The sequence below is a fragment of the Algoriphagus aquimarinus genome (genome assembly GCF_007997215.1).
GTDB classification, from domain to species: domain Bacteria; phylum Bacteroidota; class Bacteroidia; order Cytophagales; family Cyclobacteriaceae; genus Algoriphagus; species Algoriphagus aquimarinus_A.
On sequence record NZ_VORW01000013.1, the window covers coordinates 20,100 to 40,295 of the forward strand.

At 41.4% G+C, this 20,196-nt stretch carries 13 protein-coding genes; 5 read left to right on the top strand and 8 right to left on the bottom strand.

Annotated features, from left to right (window positions below):
* Positions 1-11 precede the first annotated feature (11 nt).
* From ESV85_RS15735 to ESV85_RS15760, 6 genes are all read right to left on the bottom strand, one after another.
* Positions 12-971 carry a type IX secretion system membrane protein PorP/SprF gene (locus tag ESV85_RS15735; RefSeq protein ID WP_146919224.1) on the bottom strand — a complete coding sequence of 320 codons (960 nt, stop codon included), beginning with the start codon at positions 969-971 and terminating at the stop codon, positions 12-14.
* Between the two features lie 105 nt (positions 972-1,076).
* Complete coding sequence (locus ESV85_RS15740) at positions 1,077-10,031, bottom strand: MBG domain-containing protein (protein WP_146919226.1); 8,955 nt, start codon at positions 10,029-10,031, stop codon at positions 1,077-1,079.
* A gap of 57 nt (positions 10,032-10,088) precedes the next feature.
* Positions 10,089-10,631: a phage tail protein gene (locus ESV85_RS15745; protein WP_223276017.1), complete on the bottom strand. Its 543-nt coding sequence runs from the start codon at positions 10,629-10,631 to the stop codon at positions 10,089-10,091.
* A gap of 26 nt (positions 10,632-10,657) precedes the next feature.
* Positions 10,658-11,203 (bottom strand): phage tail protein, encoded by a 546-nt coding sequence (locus ESV85_RS15750; protein ID WP_146919230.1) that lies wholly within the window; start codon positions 11,201-11,203, stop codon positions 10,658-10,660.
* A 230-nt stretch (positions 11,204-11,433) separates the two neighbouring features.
* Positions 11,434-12,186, bottom strand: coding sequence for a hypothetical protein (locus ESV85_RS15755; protein WP_146919232.1), 753 nt, complete (start codon positions 12,184-12,186; stop codon positions 11,434-11,436).
* 169 nt (positions 12,187-12,355) lie between these two features.
* Positions 12,356-13,267, bottom strand: coding sequence for a methionyl-tRNA formyltransferase (locus ESV85_RS15760; RefSeq protein WP_146919233.1), 912 nt, complete (start codon positions 13,265-13,267; stop codon positions 12,356-12,358).
* 342 nt (positions 13,268-13,609) lie between these two features.
* Here ESV85_RS15760 and ESV85_RS15765 point away from each other — a divergent pair, with 342 nt between their 5' ends.
* Positions 13,610-14,176, top strand: a complete 567-nt coding sequence (locus tag ESV85_RS15765) for a pentapeptide repeat-containing protein (protein ID WP_146919235.1) — start codon at positions 13,610-13,612, stop codon at positions 14,174-14,176.
* A gap of 68 nt (positions 14,177-14,244) precedes the next feature.
* Here ESV85_RS15765 and ESV85_RS15770 read toward each other — a convergent pair whose 3' ends face one another.
* Positions 14,245-14,940, bottom strand: coding sequence for an NUDIX hydrolase (locus ESV85_RS15770; protein ID WP_146919237.1), 696 nt, complete (start codon positions 14,938-14,940; stop codon positions 14,245-14,247).
* A 90-nt stretch (positions 14,941-15,030) separates the two neighbouring features.
* Here ESV85_RS15770 and ESV85_RS15775 point away from each other — a divergent pair, with 90 nt between their 5' ends.
* Entirely contained in the window at positions 15,031-16,674 is a 1,644-nt protein-coding gene (locus ESV85_RS15775) for a carboxylesterase/lipase family protein (RefSeq protein WP_146919239.1), read from the top strand.
* A 110-nt stretch (positions 16,675-16,784) separates the two neighbouring features.
* Here ESV85_RS15775 and ESV85_RS15780 read toward each other — a convergent pair whose 3' ends face one another.
* Positions 16,785-17,618, bottom strand: coding sequence for a 1,4-dihydroxy-2-naphthoyl-CoA synthase (locus tag ESV85_RS15780; protein WP_146919241.1), 834 nt, complete (start codon positions 17,616-17,618; stop codon positions 16,785-16,787).
* A gap of 109 nt (positions 17,619-17,727) precedes the next feature.
* Here ESV85_RS15780 and ESV85_RS15785 point away from each other — a divergent pair, with 109 nt between their 5' ends.
* The 3 genes from ESV85_RS15785 (at position 17,728) to ESV85_RS15795 (ending at position 20,187) form a co-directional block, all read left to right on the top strand.
* Positions 17,728-18,795, top strand: coding sequence for an AMP-binding protein (locus ESV85_RS15785; RefSeq protein WP_146919243.1), 1,068 nt, complete (start codon positions 17,728-17,730; stop codon positions 18,793-18,795).
* On the top strand, positions 18,792-19,220 hold the full coding sequence (locus ESV85_RS15790) for a DUF2141 domain-containing protein (RefSeq protein WP_146919245.1): 429 nt from the start codon (positions 18,792-18,794) through the stop codon (positions 19,218-19,220). Before ESV85_RS15785 ends, ESV85_RS15790 begins: the two co-directional genes overlap by 4 nt.
* 205 nt (positions 19,221-19,425) lie before the next feature.
* Positions 19,426-20,187: a hypothetical protein gene (locus ESV85_RS15795; RefSeq protein ID WP_146919247.1), complete on the top strand. Its 762-nt coding sequence runs from the start codon at positions 19,426-19,428 to the stop codon at positions 20,185-20,187.
* Positions 20,188-20,196 lie beyond the last annotated feature (9 nt).

Consider the following 20,196-nt stretch of genomic DNA (forward strand, 5'->3'; position numbering starts at 1 on the left):
GGCTCCTAAGCCTACCACATAATTACTGGCTGTGAATCTGTCCTCACATTGTCGCGGAATAAGTTGAACACTGCTGTAAACTCGTGGGTATTTCCTGGAAAGTTGTAGCTTCCACCATTAGGGAATTCATAGAGGTAACCTATTCTAAGTCGTTTGGTTACTATACCTGCCTGTGCATTAGTTGCATAGTCCATTCTATGTCCAATTCCCAACCAGAGCTTGTCCATTAGGACTGCCTTCATGTTGAACTCAATATTATCGTCTAGATTTTTTTGTGTGCGATAGAAAGCATTGAATATTACAGCGACATTCTCACTAACAGCACTTCTATATCCAGCCTGAAAAATGGAGCTAGCAGGATATCCATTCATGAACTCATCCCCATTGGTGATTTTGCCACCATTCACCCGGTGGATACCATACGAAATGTAGTAATTCGCATGTGTCAAGGCCATACCCAGGTTAAAGTCCACTACACTCATGTTGGAGAATTGACCAATATACTGACCCAAAGTCGGATCATTTTGTTCCTCTGTGGACAATGCATTGCCATCCAAACGGATTGTCTGGTAATTGATGCCAGCACCCATTCTTAAGTTGTGTGTTTCTGAAAGTCTGATTCTGCTTGCATAACCCACCGTCAATTCTGTTTCTCGGAAGGCGCCATAGGTGTCGTGAAGTAAATTTAATGACACTGCATTCTTACCTGTCAGTGCAGGGTCCACCTCGCCTGACAATTCTCCGAAATCCAATTCTGTACTAAAGAAATATGTCTTCGGAGCTCCATCCACTCCAGACCACTGATTCCGTACGAAACCTCGTACGGTCGAACCCTCGTAGCCTGTCAGGGCGGGATTGAAGTAACTCTGAAACTGACTGAATTGGGAAATGTATTTTTGCGATTGGGCCTGCGCTTGGTTAAGTGTAAGTCCAGTTAAAAGGAAAATGGCTATGTATGTTAATCTTTTCATGATGTCGTTGTTGAGAGACTGAAAAATAATATTCTGACTCGTTTAAAATTTATCTTTGAGATTGACCTTTGAGGCTTCACTGCCCCAAAGGTCTTCTCATTCATGTTATTGCCTCAAGAGGTTTAGCATGCCTCGTCTGATCTCTCCGGTTTCACCCACTTCGATCACATATAAGTAAGATGATATTGGCATTTCCTTGCCTTCAAACGTTCCGTCCCATTTCTTATCAGGATTTTCAGTGTAGAATATTCTGTTTCCTCCCAGATCAAATACCTGAATTCTCACTCCTGTATAATATCTCAGCGCTAGTATACCCCAAGCGTCGTTGGTACCATCGCCATTCGGTGTGAAGGTATTTGGCACTTCCAATTGATCCAATGGAGTTCTCAATCTTCTGATTGAAAATGCTCTCTTGATTTCATTCCCCGCTCTATCTACTACACTTAGTACTATGGTGAAGTCTACTCTACCCGATTGCTGATCTGCACTACTCCAGAACAAGATGCCTGAGTTGACTTCGAAGAACACATTGTCTCCTTCGCCTTCCGGCAAGCTCAGCGTATGAACATTGTCAGTAGGATCAATCACTGTAAAGGCTCCTATTTCTTGGAAGAACTGATCTGGTATACCGATAAATTCATTATTGCTAAGCGTGACATCCAGTGGTGCAGGCTTAGCCAGTACAGTGATCTCAAGCATAGCCTGAATATCTAGCGGATTGAACAGGCCTGCAGGTAATTCTACGGTACCTGCGTAGGTAGTAATGCCTGACATCATAGGGTCATAGCCCGTCAGATCCCATGTCACAGGTAAATTAACAAATGCTCCCTCTGCAGTCATGACCACTACTTCAGTAGGTATCTTGAGATTATCTGCTTCAGTACCCCAAAGAACATCTAAGCTTTGAGTTACAAACTCCGAAATCGACCTTGTCTGTACATAATCAGGAAGACCATCTTCGTCTTCATCCAGGAAGTCTTCCGAATCGTTCGGATCAGTTCCCTGCTGCTCTTCTACGTAGTCAGGAACATCATCTCCATCCGAGTCCACATAATCTCCCGGATCGGTAGGATTTGTCCCCTGTTCCACTTCTACAAAGTCTGGAACACCATCACCGTCAGAATCTTTGAAGTCGGTTGGATCTTTTGGATCTGTACCTTCTATTTCTTCCACATCATCCGGAACTCCATCTCCATCGCTATCATTAGTAATGATCTCAAAGTCAGCTCCTGAAAAGTCAATTAAATAGTTGCTACCTGCATTCAGTGTTCCGATACCGATCGCATAGGTGCCTACTGACTCACCTGCTGTTCTTGTTAGTATTCCTGATAGAATGCTTGCATCATCTCCTGCTCCAAAGCCCGAAACTGTATAAGTCAGGATTGGATCTCCAGTACCGTACAATTTACTTTGACCTGCATCTGCTATTATCGCCAAGATTGCCTTGGTAATCTCAAGATTCGCTGTAAGCTCAAAAGAGGTGAAGTTCGATCCCGAGATTGTCGCTGTCACCTCTTGTATTCCTGTATCAGTTCTGCTGTTGTTGCTATAAGCTACAGCCGCTCCTACTGGAAGAGTTCCTGAGATCGCAAGTGATTTGGCTGAACCGTCGTAAACAAAACTTCCATCTGCAAAGGTGATTCCTACTATAGCAGCTTTGCTGATTGCAAAGTTTGCTCCCAAATAGTTGATCGCATAGTTTGCACCGGCACTTAGCGTTCCAAGGTTGATGGCATAGTTACCAACATTTTCTCCTGCAGCTCTGCTTAATGCTCCAGTCAGAATTGCATTCGTATCCCCATTTTCAAAACCAGTTGCGGTATAGGTCAATACAGGATCAGCAGTTCCAAAGACTTTGCTTTGCCCAGCTTCAGCAGTCACATTCAATACCTTGGTAGCAATCTCAAAGTCTGCTGAAGTGAAGTTGATCGTATAGTTTGATCCTGCACTTAGCGTTCCAAGGTTGATTGGATACATTCCAATGTTCTCCCCTGCCGTTCTGCCTAATGCACCAGTCAGTATCGCATTTGTATCTCCATTGCCGTAGTTGCTGGCTGAGTATGCAAGAACTGGATCAGGTGAACCATATACTTTCGCCTGATTTGGATTTGCTGTCACATTCAGCTTGCGAGGCGTGATCGCGAAATTAGCTCCAGTGAAGCTGATTGTATAATTGCTACCAGCTGAAAGTGTTCCCAGGTTTATTGCATAGTTACCTACATTTTCACCTGCCGCTCTAGCCAGTGTTCCAGAAAGTATAGCTTGGGTATCACCATTCTTGAAACCAGAAACTTGGTAAGTCAAAGTAGGATCTCCATTACCATAAATCTTAGAAATTCCAGCGTTTGCAGTCACTGCCAGTGTGGCCTTGGTGATCTCAAAGTCTGCCTCTGTAAAGTTGATCGTATAGTTCGGTCCCGCATCAATCGTGGCTGGGTTGATCGCATAGAATCCTACATCTTCTCCGGCAAATCTATTGATTGCACCGGTGAGGATTGCCTCGGTATCTCCATTCTGGAAGCCGCTGGCGGTGTAAGTAAACACTGGGTCTGCTTCACCATACACTTTCGACTGACTTGGGTCGACCAAGATATTCAAACTAGCCTTGGTGATCTCAAAGTCTGCCTCTGTAAAGTTGATCGTATAGTTCGGTCCCGCATCAATCGTGGCAGGATTGATCGCATAGAATCCTACATCTTCTCCGGCAAATCTATTGATTGCACCGGTGAGGATTGCCTCGGTATCTCCATTCTGGAAGCCGCTGGCGGTGTAAGTAAACACTGGATCTGCTTCGCCATAAACCTTCGTCTGTCCTGCATTAGCAGTAATATCGAGGGTAGCTTTGGTGATCTCAAAGTCTGCTGTAGTGAAGTTGATCGTATAGTTATCACCCGCAGATAAGGTTCCCAGATTGATTGGGTAGTTTCCTGCATTTTCACCTGCAGTTCTTGAAAGTGAACCAGTTAAAATAGTATCATCATCTCCTGCTTCGAAGCCTGTAGCAGTATAAGTAAAGAAAGGATCTGCTTCTCCATACACTTTACTCTGACCAGATTCAGCAGTCACATTCAATATTTTAGCTGCTATTGTGAAATTCGATGAGGTAAAGTTGATTGAATAATTAGGCCCAGCACTAAGCGTTCCCAAGTTGATTGGATAAGTACCTTTATCTTCTCCTGCTGTTCTACTTAATGCACCTGTTATCACCACATCGGCTTCCCCTCCAACAAATCCTGATGCAGTATATGTAAACACTGGATCGGCCGTTCCAAATACTTTACTTTGATTAGGATTAGCAGAAATCAAAACCGTTTTCTTGGTAATATTAGCTTCTAGCCCTGCAGGCGGAATAATCTCATAATTATCTTTATCTCCACCATCTAAGGTAAGCCCTGTGACGATTATTGGAATTGCTACTCCTACACCAGCCTGTGTGAAATTGGCAATAGCTGTGCCTGACACAGATACATCATCTGCACCAAGAGGAGGTACCGAAGGAGTACCAGACAGAGAAGCTATTGTCGTACCGTCATATACTTTATCGTTAGACGAATACCCAAATACAGCTAGGTCTGCTGGAGAAATAGTAGCCGTTGAAGTCGGTGCTCCGGTATAGTCAATATCATATGATCCTGCAGCTGCACCGGTCAAGGTGACCGATGTGATTCTTACTTCTTTACCTACCCCAACATTTTTATCAACAAACTCAGTGGTAACGGTACCAATTGACACATCTGGCACAGTGGCATCTATACCACTTAGGCTTAGATTATTCACCGAAATAGTGGCTGCCTTTGTGGCGTCATATACTTTATCAGCTGCATCAAATGAACCTGTTATCTGAACTGTGCCCTTTTTGATCTCAAAATCAGCAGGAACAAAATTGATTGAATAATTAGAACCGGCACTTATGTCGCCAGCGGTAATTCCATAGATACCTACAGTTTCTCCAGCATCTCGAGAAAGTGAACCTGTTAGAATTGTCTCATTATCTGCCCCCTCAAATCCGGATGCAGTATACGTAAACGCTGGATCTGCTGCACCTATGAGTTTCGACTGACCTGGATCAGCTGTGATGGTTAGTGTTTTAGGAACGACAACAACGGTCACTACTGCAATCGCACTTGAAAAATTACCACTGCCATCGAAGACAGTTAAGTTTACATTATTTGGTCCTTCATCTGTTCTGTCAAACTCTGTTTTACTTAAAGTCCGTGATACAATACTACAGTTATCACTTGATCCGTCATCAATCATACTTGGCAATAGCGTCACTGTTCCAAATGCATCGACATTCAGAATGATGTTTTTAGCTATTGCTGTAGGGGCGGTAATATCTTGAACCTTAACATTAGTTTCTGCATAATCCGAATTGCCTGCTTCATCTGTGGCAGTAACTCTAACAAGATTATCACCAACATTTGAGCAATCAAAAGTTGATTTATCGAGTTCCAATGCAATATTGGCTGGATCAGAGAAGTCGTCTGAAATAGGAGATGCTAGGAAATCAGCAGCAGTTAAGATTGGTGAATCACCATTGACATCCAATTGAAGTACCAACACATTAATTATTACAGGAGTTGGTGCTCTTGTATCAATCGTCAAACTCAAAGGATCTGATTCGCTGCTGTTTCCAGCAATGTCAGAAATCGATGCAGTGACCGAATGTACTCCCGTTAATAAATCAGTACCTGGAGTAAATGACCATTGTCCTGCTCCATTTGCTACTGTAGTACCTAAGGTTCCATCAATAGAACTCTTAATTGTTACAGTACTATTAGCCTCTGCTGTACCTTCTAAAGTCGGCGTAACATCATTGGTAATGTCATCGGTATCACTGATGCCAGAATCACTACCTGCTTGCAAGTCAGGAAGACCTGGCTTCGCAGGAGCTTGGGTATCAATGGTAATTGAAAGCGCATCTGATTCGCCACTCTCATTATCAAATGAATCTATTGCAATTACAGTAATTTGAAAACTACCATCCGCTATTGTTCCAGAGGTAAAAGACCAATTTCCAGATCCATTTGCAGTAGTGGTACCTAACGAGGCTCCATCACTAAATACTTCCACTGTGTAATTAGCCTGTGCTGTACCCGTGAAAGTTGGAGTATTGTCCGAAGTAATATTATCTGTATCGCTTGATCCTGTATCGCTTGAAGAATCTAAATCAGGAACAGATGGAACATCCGGAGGAGTATCATTATCAGTTATAGTTATTGAAGCATTACTAGTTGCGCTTATACTTACAGCAGCATTATTCGTGCTAGTCATGGTGATACTCACCGATTCATCTCCTTCAACAATATTATCAGCAGTGACATCAATTGGTACCGTAACTGTATTCTGATTAGCTGGAAAAACAACGGAAGTACCAATAGAAGCATAATCTGTCCCTTCAGCAGCAGTACCACCTACTGTGAAATCAACAGTTACAGCTGAACTGAATTGTTTGGTAGTCGTAATCGTGAATAATCCATCTGTAGCATCTTCAGCGGCTTGAGTAGTTGCTGCTATGGAAAGTTCAGCTGTATCATCATCTGTGATTGTTACAGTTGCTTCATTCTCAGCACCAGGCGTTCCGTTTGTAAGAGTACCCAAACTGACAACAATATCTCGATCCCCATCTACAATTTCATTAGTAATACTTATCAAATCAATAAATGATGAAGTGCTTCCTGGAACAATTATAAAGCTACTTATAGGAACATCAACAAAGTTGTAATCTGTAGCCAAAACAGCATCACCAGTAAATTCTATTGGAATAGTCACATTTACTCCAGCAATAGCCGAAAGCGTTACTGTTATTCTGGTGGTCTCTGCTGCTTCACTTATGGAAATTGGATCTGCTGCTATAGTCACCGTAGGAGCTGAATCATCCTCCTCAATGGTATAAGTCACTTGTTGAGTACCATCTTCTAGCCCATTAGTCACCGAAGAAATATCAACAATTACCGTTTCATCCCCTTCATAAATGCCATCGTTGACATTATTGATGACTATAGTACCAGTAATTTCACCAATAGGTATCACAATAGAACTTCCAGATCTAGTATAATCTGTAGTATTGGTAGCCGTACCAGAGAATGAAAGGTTTACAGTTACTGCAGAGGTAAAGGTATTGGACAGCGTGGCTGTTACCGTGTTAGCCGTAACCAAATTCTCTGCTCTACTCGTAGGAGACAAGGATAGCGTCACGCTTGGTTCGGCATTTAGGATGTCAATATTCACTGTTCCTAAACTCACATCCGTTCCACCACCGGAGCCTGTATTTCCACCATCATTGGCGGTAAGTGTTAATGTTGCGGCATCATTTCCTGTCACTGATACAGGGCCAGTATAGTTAATATTTGATGCGGTATTCAAATAAGTATCTATTTCAGAAGCAGTTCCTGTAAGTATCAATGTCACTGTTCCTGTTCCCACTACAGTTACACCGCCCGCATCTGAGGCAGCCAAAGTTCCCGTTGAGACACCTAACTCCAGAGTAATATCGTTTGAACCTGCATCCGGGTCATTAAAAGTAGCTGCGGAAAGGTCAACGTTACTAGCCGTATTTTCTACTACACTAATATCTGTAGGAAGGCCAGACACAGTAGGGTCGTCATTAACAGAGCTTATGCCTATCCCAATATTTGCTATTGTACTCGAAGTAGAAGCGTTTGCATCTGTCACAAAGAAGCTTATTGCACGAGAATTATCAGTATCACCTTGTCCAGGATCATCTGTTGAATTACTAAATACAACTGTTCTCAAAGCCGCTTGCATTTGAGCAGCTGTTCCGGTACCAGATAAGGAAAGAACCCCAGTGCTGGTATTATAACTTGATGAATAAGGTGATGGAGTGGTAATTCCTAATATATCTCCGGTGACAAAATCAGCAACACTTATAGTTGCTGAGGTAATATTATCATCCTCTGGATCAATGACCAAAATTGCCGAATTTATGACAGTTGGGCTAGCACCTTCTGTCCAATCAGCTATTGAAACACCATTTTGGTCAACCACAGGAGCATCATTTACCCCAGTAATATTGAAAGTAACTGACGCGGTATTAGAGTCAGCTGTTCCGTCGTTGGAAACAAATCCAATAGTCGCTACTCCAGTACCAAATAAATTTGGTGTAGGTGTAAAAGTGGCAGCATCCAATGCCGTATTTAAAGCGACTAGAGTACCAGCTGCTGTGAAGCTTGCTGCCCCATTTCCTGATCCTCCAAATGTGATCCCTGCAGTACCGAGAGTTACTGTTCCTCCAGTGATGGTAAACGTAATTGTCTGATCATCTCCATCGACATCGGCCACTTGAATATCATTATCCAATGCCACATTGGTATCATCTTCTGTTACCACTGGTGCTGTAGGAGCTGTTGCCACCGGGGCAGTGAATACTCTCTTCAACACTGTGTCTTCTGCAGGATCACCTTCATTACTCGATGCATCTGTAAGTGTAACAGACAAGGTGATGGTCCCCAATCCTAAACCACTTAAATCAATCCCTGTAATCTGATCTGTAGCCGTGAGAATCGTACCAGTACCCGTAACGTTTGTTCCGCCTCCAGCACTTGAAAAAGTATAGTCGTAAGTGGCTCCTATTTCAGCACCGGCAAAGGTAAAGCTTACCGCATCGTCATTGTCAGGTGAAATAGGATCTTGATCAATAGAAACACTGTAGCCGCTTGGAGCTACATCATCTGCACAGAATTCGAAGTTATCGATATTGATATATTGGAAGGAACCTCCTAATGTAATTTCGATTTGATCTACAGCTTTAGCTGAATTATCCGTTCCTCCCTCTGTCCTTAAATCAAAAATATAATAGCCACTGTTGGCTGTAAAATCGGTCGGGAAGCCTGAAGCTTTTGAAATGGTATAAACCGTGTTGATACCACTTTTCCCAACTACAGTAATATTTCCATCACTCGTAGGTGCACTGCCATCTACAGTAGAGGAAAGAAACACTGCAAATTTCTTTAAGTTGATATCAGAGGTAGTTGAAGAAATAGTGTAGGTACCTACTCCGGTATTGATCAACACATAACTAGATCCATTGATCCCTGTGAAAGGTGTTTCCGTATGAACCTCCATGTTTGCAGAGGTAATGGAGAAACCATAGCCTCCATGAGAAAAAGTAGTACTTCCGTCCGTCTCATCCTCAAATCCCTCCACTAAGCAGGGGCTTACATTATGGACTTGGCCTGATGTAAAGGCAGCTGTGCCTGTGACATCATTTTCATTGGCGATGTCTGTACCTGCTTTAAGATCAAGCCGAAGAGTTCCCTCGCCAGAAATTCCAGTAATCGGTACAGTATAAGTTGCATTACTTCCCGTAACCGTGCCAATCGTTCCATTGGCAGTCCCTGTTTTGGTTAGCGTAAAATCGCCAGCACTAACGTTTTTGGCTATTTTAGAAAAACTTACTTGGTATTGAACTGAGGTAGCAGTACTTATTGGAGTTCCTATCAAATTGATAGCTGTCACTTCAGCCGGATCAGCATCACCTACAACGAATGGTACTCCATATTGAATTTCGTCAAGTATTAGAAACAGATCTGCACCTTCTATTAATACATAATCCACATCATAAAAATCTGGATCACTAGCATACGACTTTATCCCCGTTGAGGAACTGTTAAAAATTAATTGTTTAGCTGGACTTAATGATCCACCACTAAATGCTTTGATTGTTCCTTCAGTCGATGTACCTGGAGGATTTGTTGCTGTGGGACCTCTGTCATTTACCCAAAGACTGATAAATTGAAAAGATGCGTTGTCTGCCCTGGATATTTTCCAACCAATAATGCCGCCAAGACTTTGATTAGCATCGTCTAACCCTGGGCTATTATCTTTTCCTTCATTTATATCTATACCCATACAATTTGTACAAGAAGCCGAAGGGCCGAGGATTGCTTCAAATTCTAATTCCCCTTCCACATGCGGAGAAGAAAGACCAACATTGGCCGTATATGTATTAAAATTAACGGTAGTTTGAGCTATTGTAGTGAAAGCGCTAAATGCCAACAATACAATTAGAAAAATAGATTTGGTAACAGTACGTATCATTGGGATAATTTATAAATCAAAAATAGCTGACTCCATTAGAAGTCAGCTTTATAATCATTAATTCCGGGAAGGATAAATTCCAAACAAGGCTATAACATAATTCATAGCTATGCTTGGCTGCATGTTATCGTGTGGCAGACCACCTCCTGCTGCTCCTATGCTTGCACCCATAGCTGCATTCGCTGCGCTATCAATAAAACCGTTGCTAGGTAAAGGATCGGATCCCCTTTCTCTGGTAACGGTGTTTTTCGCAATAGAATTAGCAGCTGGGTCATTTGATGTACCATCAGTATTATTACCTAAGAGTCCATGCGTGTGAGATGGCAGTTGATTTTGCAACAGCGTTTCTGTTTGCCCTCCTAGTGTTGCTCCTTGTCTTCTATCAGAAAGACCTGGACCAATACCCATACCAATAGCACATCGGCCTCTAAGGTCAGGCAAACCAAATGTGGTTCTACCATCCCCACCATAGATTGTTCCGAGAAGAGAGAAAAGCGCATCATTTTGAGAAATCGCCAACAACTGTCCGTTACAAAAAGCCCAGCCCCTTGGTGCAAAGGTTCCCCCAAAAAGTTCTATTTGTCCAACAAAAGGATTCATAATATCTGCTTTTAGTGAAAAGTGATTTAATTTCTAGAAGGAAAAACCCCTACTGTTGCAATGACATAGTTCATTACTAGGGAAGGCTGCATATTATTATGCGCTAAATTTCCTCCAGCAACTGCTATACTTGAAGCATGCATTGGCGCATTAGCTGCACTTGCAATAAATCCATTTGCAGGAATAGGATCTGACCCTCTTTCTAGTGTTACGGTGTTTTTAGAAAGTGCTTTACCAGCCGGATCATTAGATGTTCCATTAGTACTATTGCCAAGAAGTCCGTGGGTGTGAGAAGGCATTTCACTTTGTGTCAGTGTCACTGTTTCCTGCCCTAGAGTATCTCCCTGTCGTCTATCAGTAAGACCTGGCCCATTACCCATTCCAATTGCACATCGACCTCTAAGGTCGGGTAATGCAAAAGTGGTTCTTCCATCCCCTCCATAAGTAGTGCCCAGAAGAGAAAATAGAGCTGTATTTTGAGCGATTGGTAAAAGTTGGCCTGAGCAAAATGCCCAACCTCGTGGTGCAAAGTTAAAACCAACAAGCGTAATTTGTCCTAGAAATGGATCCATTGTATTAAAAGTTTAAGTGAAAAATTATTTATAATAATCTAATTTTATTGCTTTTATTTTATTTATAAATCAGTTCGGGCTTTCCGCCAAAAATTGCAATTCTCACCATCTTATAGTGAAGGAATTCCGGTGCAATCACATCAGCGATTAACCCCATTTGGTAAAACTATAAAAACATTAATTCAATATCCATACGTATTAATACGTATATGAGGAATCCAAGTAATTCCTTAGATCAATTGAAAACCTGAAAATCTCCCCTCTCGTACGGAAACCACAGATTGTTTTTCCGCATTAGGATTAGCAATTGTCAACAAAACCTGATGCTTGTCATTGTTCTTCATTACAATCAATTGGCTTTGCTCCTTTTGTGAATCAGATCCAAAAAACTGGTCAATATAACGGCTAGCTGAAGCCAGGTCTTTTAGCGAAAAGAATTGAAAATATGGATTAGGATTATCTGCTAGACAATAGACCTCATCACAGCCTAGGTCATTCTTAAGATCAAAAGCGACTTGATTCATCTTCTCTATGGTTCCAGAAATACTCTGACCTTTCTCTCCAAATCCGATTCCCATTACTCCAATTTTTCTAGTTGAACTAGAGAAAATCAAATGACTGGAAATTGATTCTGGCATTTCGTGGGAAGAAAAATTCGAGTTAACAAAAGGCAAGCTACTTATAGGAGTATTACCTGAATCAGAATTACCTAGTTTCTGAACCCAGTCACCACCAAAAAGCATCGCATTAATACCGATTTTATTCAGCCGAACTATACTTTTGTTTGAAATATCTGAAGGAGTCAAAGTAGTCAATACCAATCTATTGATAGCACGAGTGCTACCTAATAAATACCCCGTTTTTGCACTTTCTAATGAGTTCCCCCCTACTTGCAAAATCTGCTCATAAGCTAGATTATTATGAGAAAATGCCGATGCAAAACCAATCCCTGGAAGGGAAACAGCTCCTAGCGAAATAGACATTTTCTTTAAAAATTCTCTTCTATCAAAACTCATATTTGAAAAATAAATATTAAAACGATATTAGAAACTACAGGAATTATTTCAGAAACTCTAATCACAAGTACATAACGACCCAATTAGTAGAACGGGCAATACAAGACTCAAATCTTAAATAAAAACCTAGTCAATCCTAAAGCATTTGCTCGTAAGGCCTTATGCCCAGTGCCGCCAATTTGGAACCCGTAATTATAGTCCCATCTATTTGGAAAATATTTATTCTCAAGTATTTGAAATCTGCGCACAAAACAAATACTCCGTACGTCGCGTCAGCATACACTATGGTGCCTGGCGAGAAAATCCCTACTACATTCACTTCTGCAGGACTAACTTCTAGTATCCGAATTTGACTTCCTCGGAAAGTCGTGATAGCTCCGCTATAATTAGGGTTGGCAGCATTTACCAAAAACTCTACTTCATCGGCACTTTGACTTTTCCAATCAATCGTCAAATCCTCTTCTTTTGGTCTAGGTAAAGGAGACTCATTAGGAGTAAGAACCTCCCCCTCTGAAAGAGGAAGTTTATCCAAAGCTTTTAGAAGTTCCGTTCCTGCCAAAACAGATAATCTGGATGCTAATAAGCCATATGGTTCTCCAGGAAATATCGGAGCTACAGATTCTAAAATTAATACTCCAGCATCCCAATTTTCATCAATTTTATGAAAGGAAATAACAGCAGATTTTTCTCCTTGTTTTAACGTCCAAAAAAGCGGTGCAGCTCCGGCATATTTCGGCAATTTTCCATAATGGACATTTAGAACGCCCCATTCCAGACTTGCGAATATGGCTTTTGGAATTTTATATGAAAAACCAAAACTCACACCTCTGTCAGCTTTTAAATTAGTAAGCCATTCCCCAATCTCCTCCAAGTCTTTTCCATCCCATCTAAAAATATCAAGTCCGAAGTTGTTACAAACTTCATTTAGCATTTCCTGATTTTGAAAATCCTTTTGGGGAATCACAACACCGATTATTTGCTTGTTTAGGGCCAATTGCTGAATGGAAGGAATGCTCCATATACTCTGCGTAAAAATTACGATTCGCATGAATTAAAGGTTCTTTGTGGTTTCAATTTGAAAGTAGTCGTATAATTCCAACATTCAAAATCAGTGAAGGATGCCACTCCACTGGCTTTTGTCAGCTTCACAGTTACTCTCCTATTCGATAGTAGTAATAAGAAGAAGTTATGAATCAAAGTACATCAAGGCTACACAGAAACTAAAACAGATACAATCAGGGAGTTAACTTCAAATAATAAATACTCATTACCGGTTTACAGTTGAACCAAAACGAATTCAGATAGTATGACAGGCCATCGATACTAGCCGATTGCGAAAATTTCCTTAAAATTGTCACCCAGACAAACACTCGTCTCGTTTCCCCAACTCATGGCTTACCTAGCAGATCAGCATTATAAAAACAGTGACTTTACTGTAGAAGAATTTCAATTAATTGAATACGAGAATTGCAGCTTTGAACAGTGTAAGTTCTCTGATCTAAACCTTAGGGGTGCCAGTTTTGAGAACTGTACTTTCAAAAGATGTGACCTTAGCAATCTCAAAGTGACTGGAGTTCCCTTTCGACAAGTGAGTTTCGAGGATTGTAAAATGCTAGGAATTCATTTTCACGCATCAAATCCCTTTCTTCTGGAATTCAGCTTCACTAGTTGTCAAATGGATTACTGCAGTTTTTACAGTCTCAAGATAAAAAAGACAAAGTTCATAGCCAGCAAACTGACTGAAGTAGATTTTACCCAAACAGATTTATCAGGGGCAGATTTTCAGAATTCTGATCTTAGCGGAGCTACATTTGACAGGACAGAACTACTCAGTACTGATTTCAGAAATGCATCTAATTATACAATTGACCCGGAGCTTAACAGAATCAAAGGAGCCAAGTTTGATTTAGATGGATTGCCTGGATTATTAGCCAAATACAAGATCAAAATCAGCTAAATAATTTCCAAATCAGAAAAGATTCTACGCGCTACTAATTGCCTGTGAATATGGATTAGTACAGGTCCCTATTTCTTAAAACTGTACAGAAAAGGCGCTTTGTGTGAGCCTCCTAAAAAGAGTTTCTCATGTCTTTCCAAAATATTAAGACTAAGCATTTTGCGCTGAAAATTAGCTCTATTTTGAGTTTCCCCGAGTATCCCCTCATATACTTGCTGCAGCTCCTTCATGGTGAATCGCTCAGGAAGTAGATTGAAGCTCAGTAGCTTTTGATCCAAATTTGAACGTAGGTGTTCAAGTGCTTTTTCCACTATTTCAGCATGATCCATCATCAATTTTGGCAGCTGATCAAAATCGTACCATTCAATAGAATCAGATAATTCATCCGGTTTTGGCACTACATTTTCATAATTGATCAAAGCATAATAGGCAACTGTGATGAATCGCCCGAAGAGCCAATGATCTTCATAGATATGTCCTTGCTCCGCCAGCATTTTGCGCATCACAGCCGGACTAAATCGATCCATGGATCCGAATGTATGAAATTGCTCTAAGTAGATTTCATCCAAACCAGTACGTTCCGAGAGGCCACGCTTCACCGCATCATCTAGAGGTTCATTTACTTTCACAAAGCCACCGGGCAATGCGTAAGTCTTCATATTATAATATTCCAAAACCAAAATTTTGAGCTTTTCTCCAGAAAAACCAAAAATAACCGAGTCGTATGAAATATTTGGAAGATATTCTGCTTGTGGTAAGGGCATGGACAAAACTAGGAAATACTGGTATAAGTTATAGGAATTTTAAAAATAAGCATTTACTATTGTTTCACAAAGAAACATTAATTCACCCCCATGAAACCTACCTCAAAACTAGTCGGAATTTTTTCGATGGTTCTTCTTATTGGAATCTCAACTTCCTTGATAGCCCAAAACAAAAACTCCTTTGAAGTGCAAGCTAAAGTCAAAAACGGAATGATTGCAGGATCATACGACACCAAAACAGGGATACAAAAGTATTTCGGAATTCCATTTGCGAAGCCACCTGTAGGTGAGCTTCGTTGGAAAGCACCACAGCCTTTGGACAATTGGACTGGGGTAAAAGAAACCAATAAATTCGGGCCTAGAGCCGTTCAAGCCCCTGTTTTTGGAGATATGGATTTCAAGTCTGATGGAATCAGTGAAGATTGTCTATACCTCAACGTATGGACTCCTGCTGATCGGAATACCAAAGACTTGCCTGTATTAGTCTATTTCTACGGAGGTGGATTTGTGGCAGGTGACGGATCAGAACCACGCTACAATGGTGAGGCTATGGCTCAAAAAGGAATTGTAGTAGTCACGGTCAATTATAGACTGAACATTTTTGGCTTCCTAGCTCACCCTGGCTTAAGTGCTGAAGCTCCATACAAAGCATCCGGAAATTATGGGTTGATGGATCAGTTGGCATCCCTACAATGGGTGAAAGAAAATATTTCGGCTTTCGGAGGAGATCCTAAGAAAGTTACTATTGCGGGGGAATCTGCAGGTTCGATCTCCGTTAGTTATCAAATGGCATCTCCCCTTGCCAAGGATCTAATCGCCGGAGCTATAGGTGAAAGTGGAGCAGGCATAAACCCAACTATGGCTCCAACTCCCCTAGCTGAAGCAGAAAAGATGGGAGCTGACTTCGCAGCACAAGCTGGATTTAACAGCATTAAGGAACTGCGAGCACTTTCCACCAAAGATATTTATGACGTCTACAATGAGTCCAAGCGTTTTGGATTTCCTGTAGTAATGGATGGCTATTTCCTTCCAAAAACACTTCCTGAGATTTTCGAAGCTAAAGAACAGGCAATGGTACCACTCCTGGCTGGATGGAATTCGGCAGAGATCCCAGGTTCGGCATTTATGCAAGGCCAATCTTATACTCCTGATGCCTTCATCGCAAAAGTAAAAGAAACCTATCCTAAAGATTATGAGGAAGTATTAAGCCTTCATCCTCATGCTGATGCAAAGGAAGTGGAGAGATCAGCAACTCACTTGGCGGCAGATAGATTCATCGCATATTCTACTTGGAAGTGGTTGGATTTACATGCTAAAAACTCTGATCAGCCAGTTTACAGGTATCTATACAGCAAGCTTCGTCCGCCATTAAAAGACGCAAATCTGACTCCTGGGCTAGCTGGAGGCACTATAAAAGGAGGACCTAAAGGACCAGAGGCAATTGGTGCTCCACATGCTTGTGAAATTGAATATGCTATGGGTAATCTTCCGCTAGTAGATGTCTTTGCATGGACTGCTGAAGACTATACTGTATCTAAAACCTTCATGAATTACTTTGCCAATTTCATCAAAACTGGTAATCCTAATGGAGATGGGCAGGCAGAATGGAACGCAATGAAAGGTACCGACACTACTCCGCCAGTAATGGTGATCGATACAGAAAGCAAACTTGTCAAGGCCAACGATGATGCCCGCTACCACTTTCACGATAAGTCATACGGAAACAAAAAATAAATCAATCAACCAACCAAATAAAACTAAAAGAGAGGCTCATGGCCTCTCTTTTTTTATAGTGCTTATTAGTTCTAATGTCTCAATACTAATATCTTACGACCAACACCTCCTTAAGGTATCCACTTATTTGCTCCGAAGTTAGGCTTACGCTTCTCTAAGAAGGCGTTTCTACCCTCTATCGCCTCATCAGTGCCATAGGCCAAGCGAGTGGCTTCACCAGCAAAAACCTGCTGACCTACCATGCCATCATCAGTTAGATTCATCGCAAACTTCAACATTTTGATGGAAGTTGGGGACTTGGCCAAGATCTCCTGAGCCCACTCATAGGCGGTAGATTCAAGTTCAGCATGAGGAATCACAGCATTCACCATTCCCATTTCGTAGGCTTCCTGAGCTGAATAGTTTCTTCCCAAGAAGAAGATCTCACGCGCTTTCTTTTGCCCAACCATTTTCGCTAGATACGCCGAACCATAACCTCCGTCAAAGCTGGTCACATCAGCATCAGTCTGCTTGAAGATCGCATGCTCCTTACTTGCCAATGTCAAATCACAAACTACGTGAAGGGAATGCCCTCCTCCAACTGCCCAACCTGGAACAACGGCAATCACCACCTTTGGCATAAAGCGGATCAAGCGCTGCACTTCCAAAATATTCAACCGGTGATAACCATCTTCTCCTACGTAGCCTTGCTTGCCCCGTGCTTTCTGATCTCCTCCTGAGCAAAATGCCCAGCCACCGTCTTTTGCAGAAGGTCCTTCCCCACTCAATAGAACCACTCCAATAGAGGTATCTTCCTGAGCATCGTAAAAAGCGTCATATAATTCCGCTGTAGTTTTGGGGCGGAAGGCATTTCTTATTTCTGGGCGATTGAAAGCGATTCTTGCTACGCCGTCGCATTTTTTATAGGTGATATCCTCGTATTCTTTTGCTGTGATCCAGTTCATAACTTCCGATTTGGTTAAAAATCTAATTCTTTTGCAAGATAACAGGCTTCCCTGAATTTTGAAGTCAGGATTATTACCTTCGGGAAAGCCATTATCCAGCATAGCGTAAATGTTTCAACTCACTTTCGGCAAACACATATTTCAGGCAAAAGAAGACTTTGAGCTTGCAAGCGATGATTTCCCTGACTTTGCAAAAGTTGCTATGCAATTCTGCAAGGAATGGCTTTCAGGTAAGGACACCTATGTGCAACAAACATCTGGCTCTACCGGAACTCCAAAAAAAATCGAGATTTCAAGATTTCAGATGATCGCCAGTGCAACCTCTACTCAAGCCTTTTTCAAAACCAACGAAAACACCAATCTCCTTTGTTGCCTTGATCCAAACTATATCGCCGGTAAAATGATGCTTGTGCGAGCAATGGTTTGGAATAGTAAGATTCAATTGACAAAACCTAAGTCAAACCCTCTGTTGGAACTCAATGATATTCCTGACTTTGTAGCTATGGTGCCGCTACAAGTAGAAGCTTGTTTACAGGATAAATCGTCTGCAGAGAAACTACAAAAAATTAAACAGCTGATCATAGGTGGAGCTCCTATTAGTTCTGGATTGAAAAATCAGCTAATAGCACAGGGAATTCAGGCATACCAAACCTACGGCATGACAGAGACTGTTTCCCATATCGCCTTGGCTAAAATCCAACCTGGAGAATTAAGTTACAAGATGCTCCCTAGGGTTGAATTCGGAATGGATGCACGAAAAGCACTTTGGGTGAAATCAGCTGCAAGTAATAATGAAGTGGTGCAAACAAATGATTTGGTTGAATTCATAGAAAACGATTCCTTTCGCTGGCTAGGGCGAGCAGACTTTGTAATTAATTCCGGAGGAATCAAGCTTCACCCAGAACTATTGGAAGCAAAAGCTGAGCGTATCATTGATAGTTATTTCCCAAACTCCCCATTTTTCTTTTTTGGGATGAAAGATGAGAAACTAGGTGAGAAATTATGCTTGGCTATCGAGTCAACTGACAACAGCATTGAAAAACCCTCAAAGCTCCAAAAGGCACTAACAGAAGTCATGAATAAATTTGAAGCTCCAAAAAACACTTTTATAGTTCCCTCGTTTTCTAGAACAAGCACAGGAAAAATAAATAGACCAAAAACAATACAACTATTATGAAGCTGGCACTTTTAAGCCTCCTTTTTATACTTTCTATTTCACCAACTCAAAGTGATTTGGGCTCAATTGAACTAGTCATTTCAGAAACTTCTTCTGATGATGGAGTGATTCAACTTCTTATTTTTGATCAAAAAAGCGGTTGGCCAGAATCACTCGATGAGGCTTGGAAGATAGTAACTATACCCATCAAAAATGGTGTAGCTAAGAAAACTATCAGAGATGTTCCTGCTGGAAATTATGCTGTCATAGTTTTTCATGATCATGATAAAAATGGGCAAATCAGGAAAAATAAAGTAGGATACCCGCTGGATAATTTTGGGTTTTCTAATAATCCGAGCCTACTCTTTGGAATCCCATCTTTTGACAAATGCAGCAAAAAAGTCATAGCAGGCGAACTCACACTTTTTGAAATTGACTTGCGCTAAGAAATTTTGAGGTAAAAGACCTACTTTTGCAGCAATGAAATCGAGCATGCCTGTGGCAGACAGGCATACCCCAAGAATCATTCAGTGGGTTGATAGATGAAATCGAGCCTGCCTATGGCAGACAGGCAGGCCCCAATCGACACACAGAGGGGCATTATTACTAGTGCGAGATTCCATGTGGCCATTGAAAACAAAATATAAACACATGAAAAAGAGTAACGACCACACAAACGGAATCGTAATTGAATTCGACTCAGGAATTATCCCACCTCCTTATAGCCATGTTTATAGGCTAGCACTTGACTGGAGTGGTTCTGAGCTGATTGCAGAATTGGAACTACATTATACAGATAGAGAGGAGTTGACTGTTGATGAAATCCTCGATGAGGGATTCACTGCAAAGGATGATTTCAGCTTTAAAGGAACACTTGACTACGTTTGGAAAAAGGTAGTTTCCATAGAATTTGAAAAAACAAAATGGAGCGGTAGACAATTAGATGAGGGCGGACTTACGCTTTCAGTTTTAGAAGACGGAAAAACCGGTGCAGCCAAAGCCCCTACAGATCAGGAAGGTTGGCAAATGCTGGCTCAGGACGTGATTCAAGCGATCTATGAGACTTCGAAGAAAGAGTCACCTCTTACTGTGAATTACCGTCAGGTAACTAATGAGGAAAGCATAGATTGCTCTATTACCATGAATTTCTCGAATCGGGAAGCTGTCTTAGTTTCGAAAAACAATTCGAGAATTATCAATTGGGAATATGCTGTTCAGCTTATGAAATTGGTGTTTTCTCCAGATTACAATTATGATATTGCTAAAGAAACAGTAGGCAACCAACGCGGATCTTATATAGAATGCGGAGACGGCTACTGGCATGAGCTCGGCAAGGGAGTGGTTAATATTGACACCTCTTTTGACGCAGTTGGAAAGATAAAAGATGGGTTTGAAAACCTGATCGAAGAATAAAAAAAACCT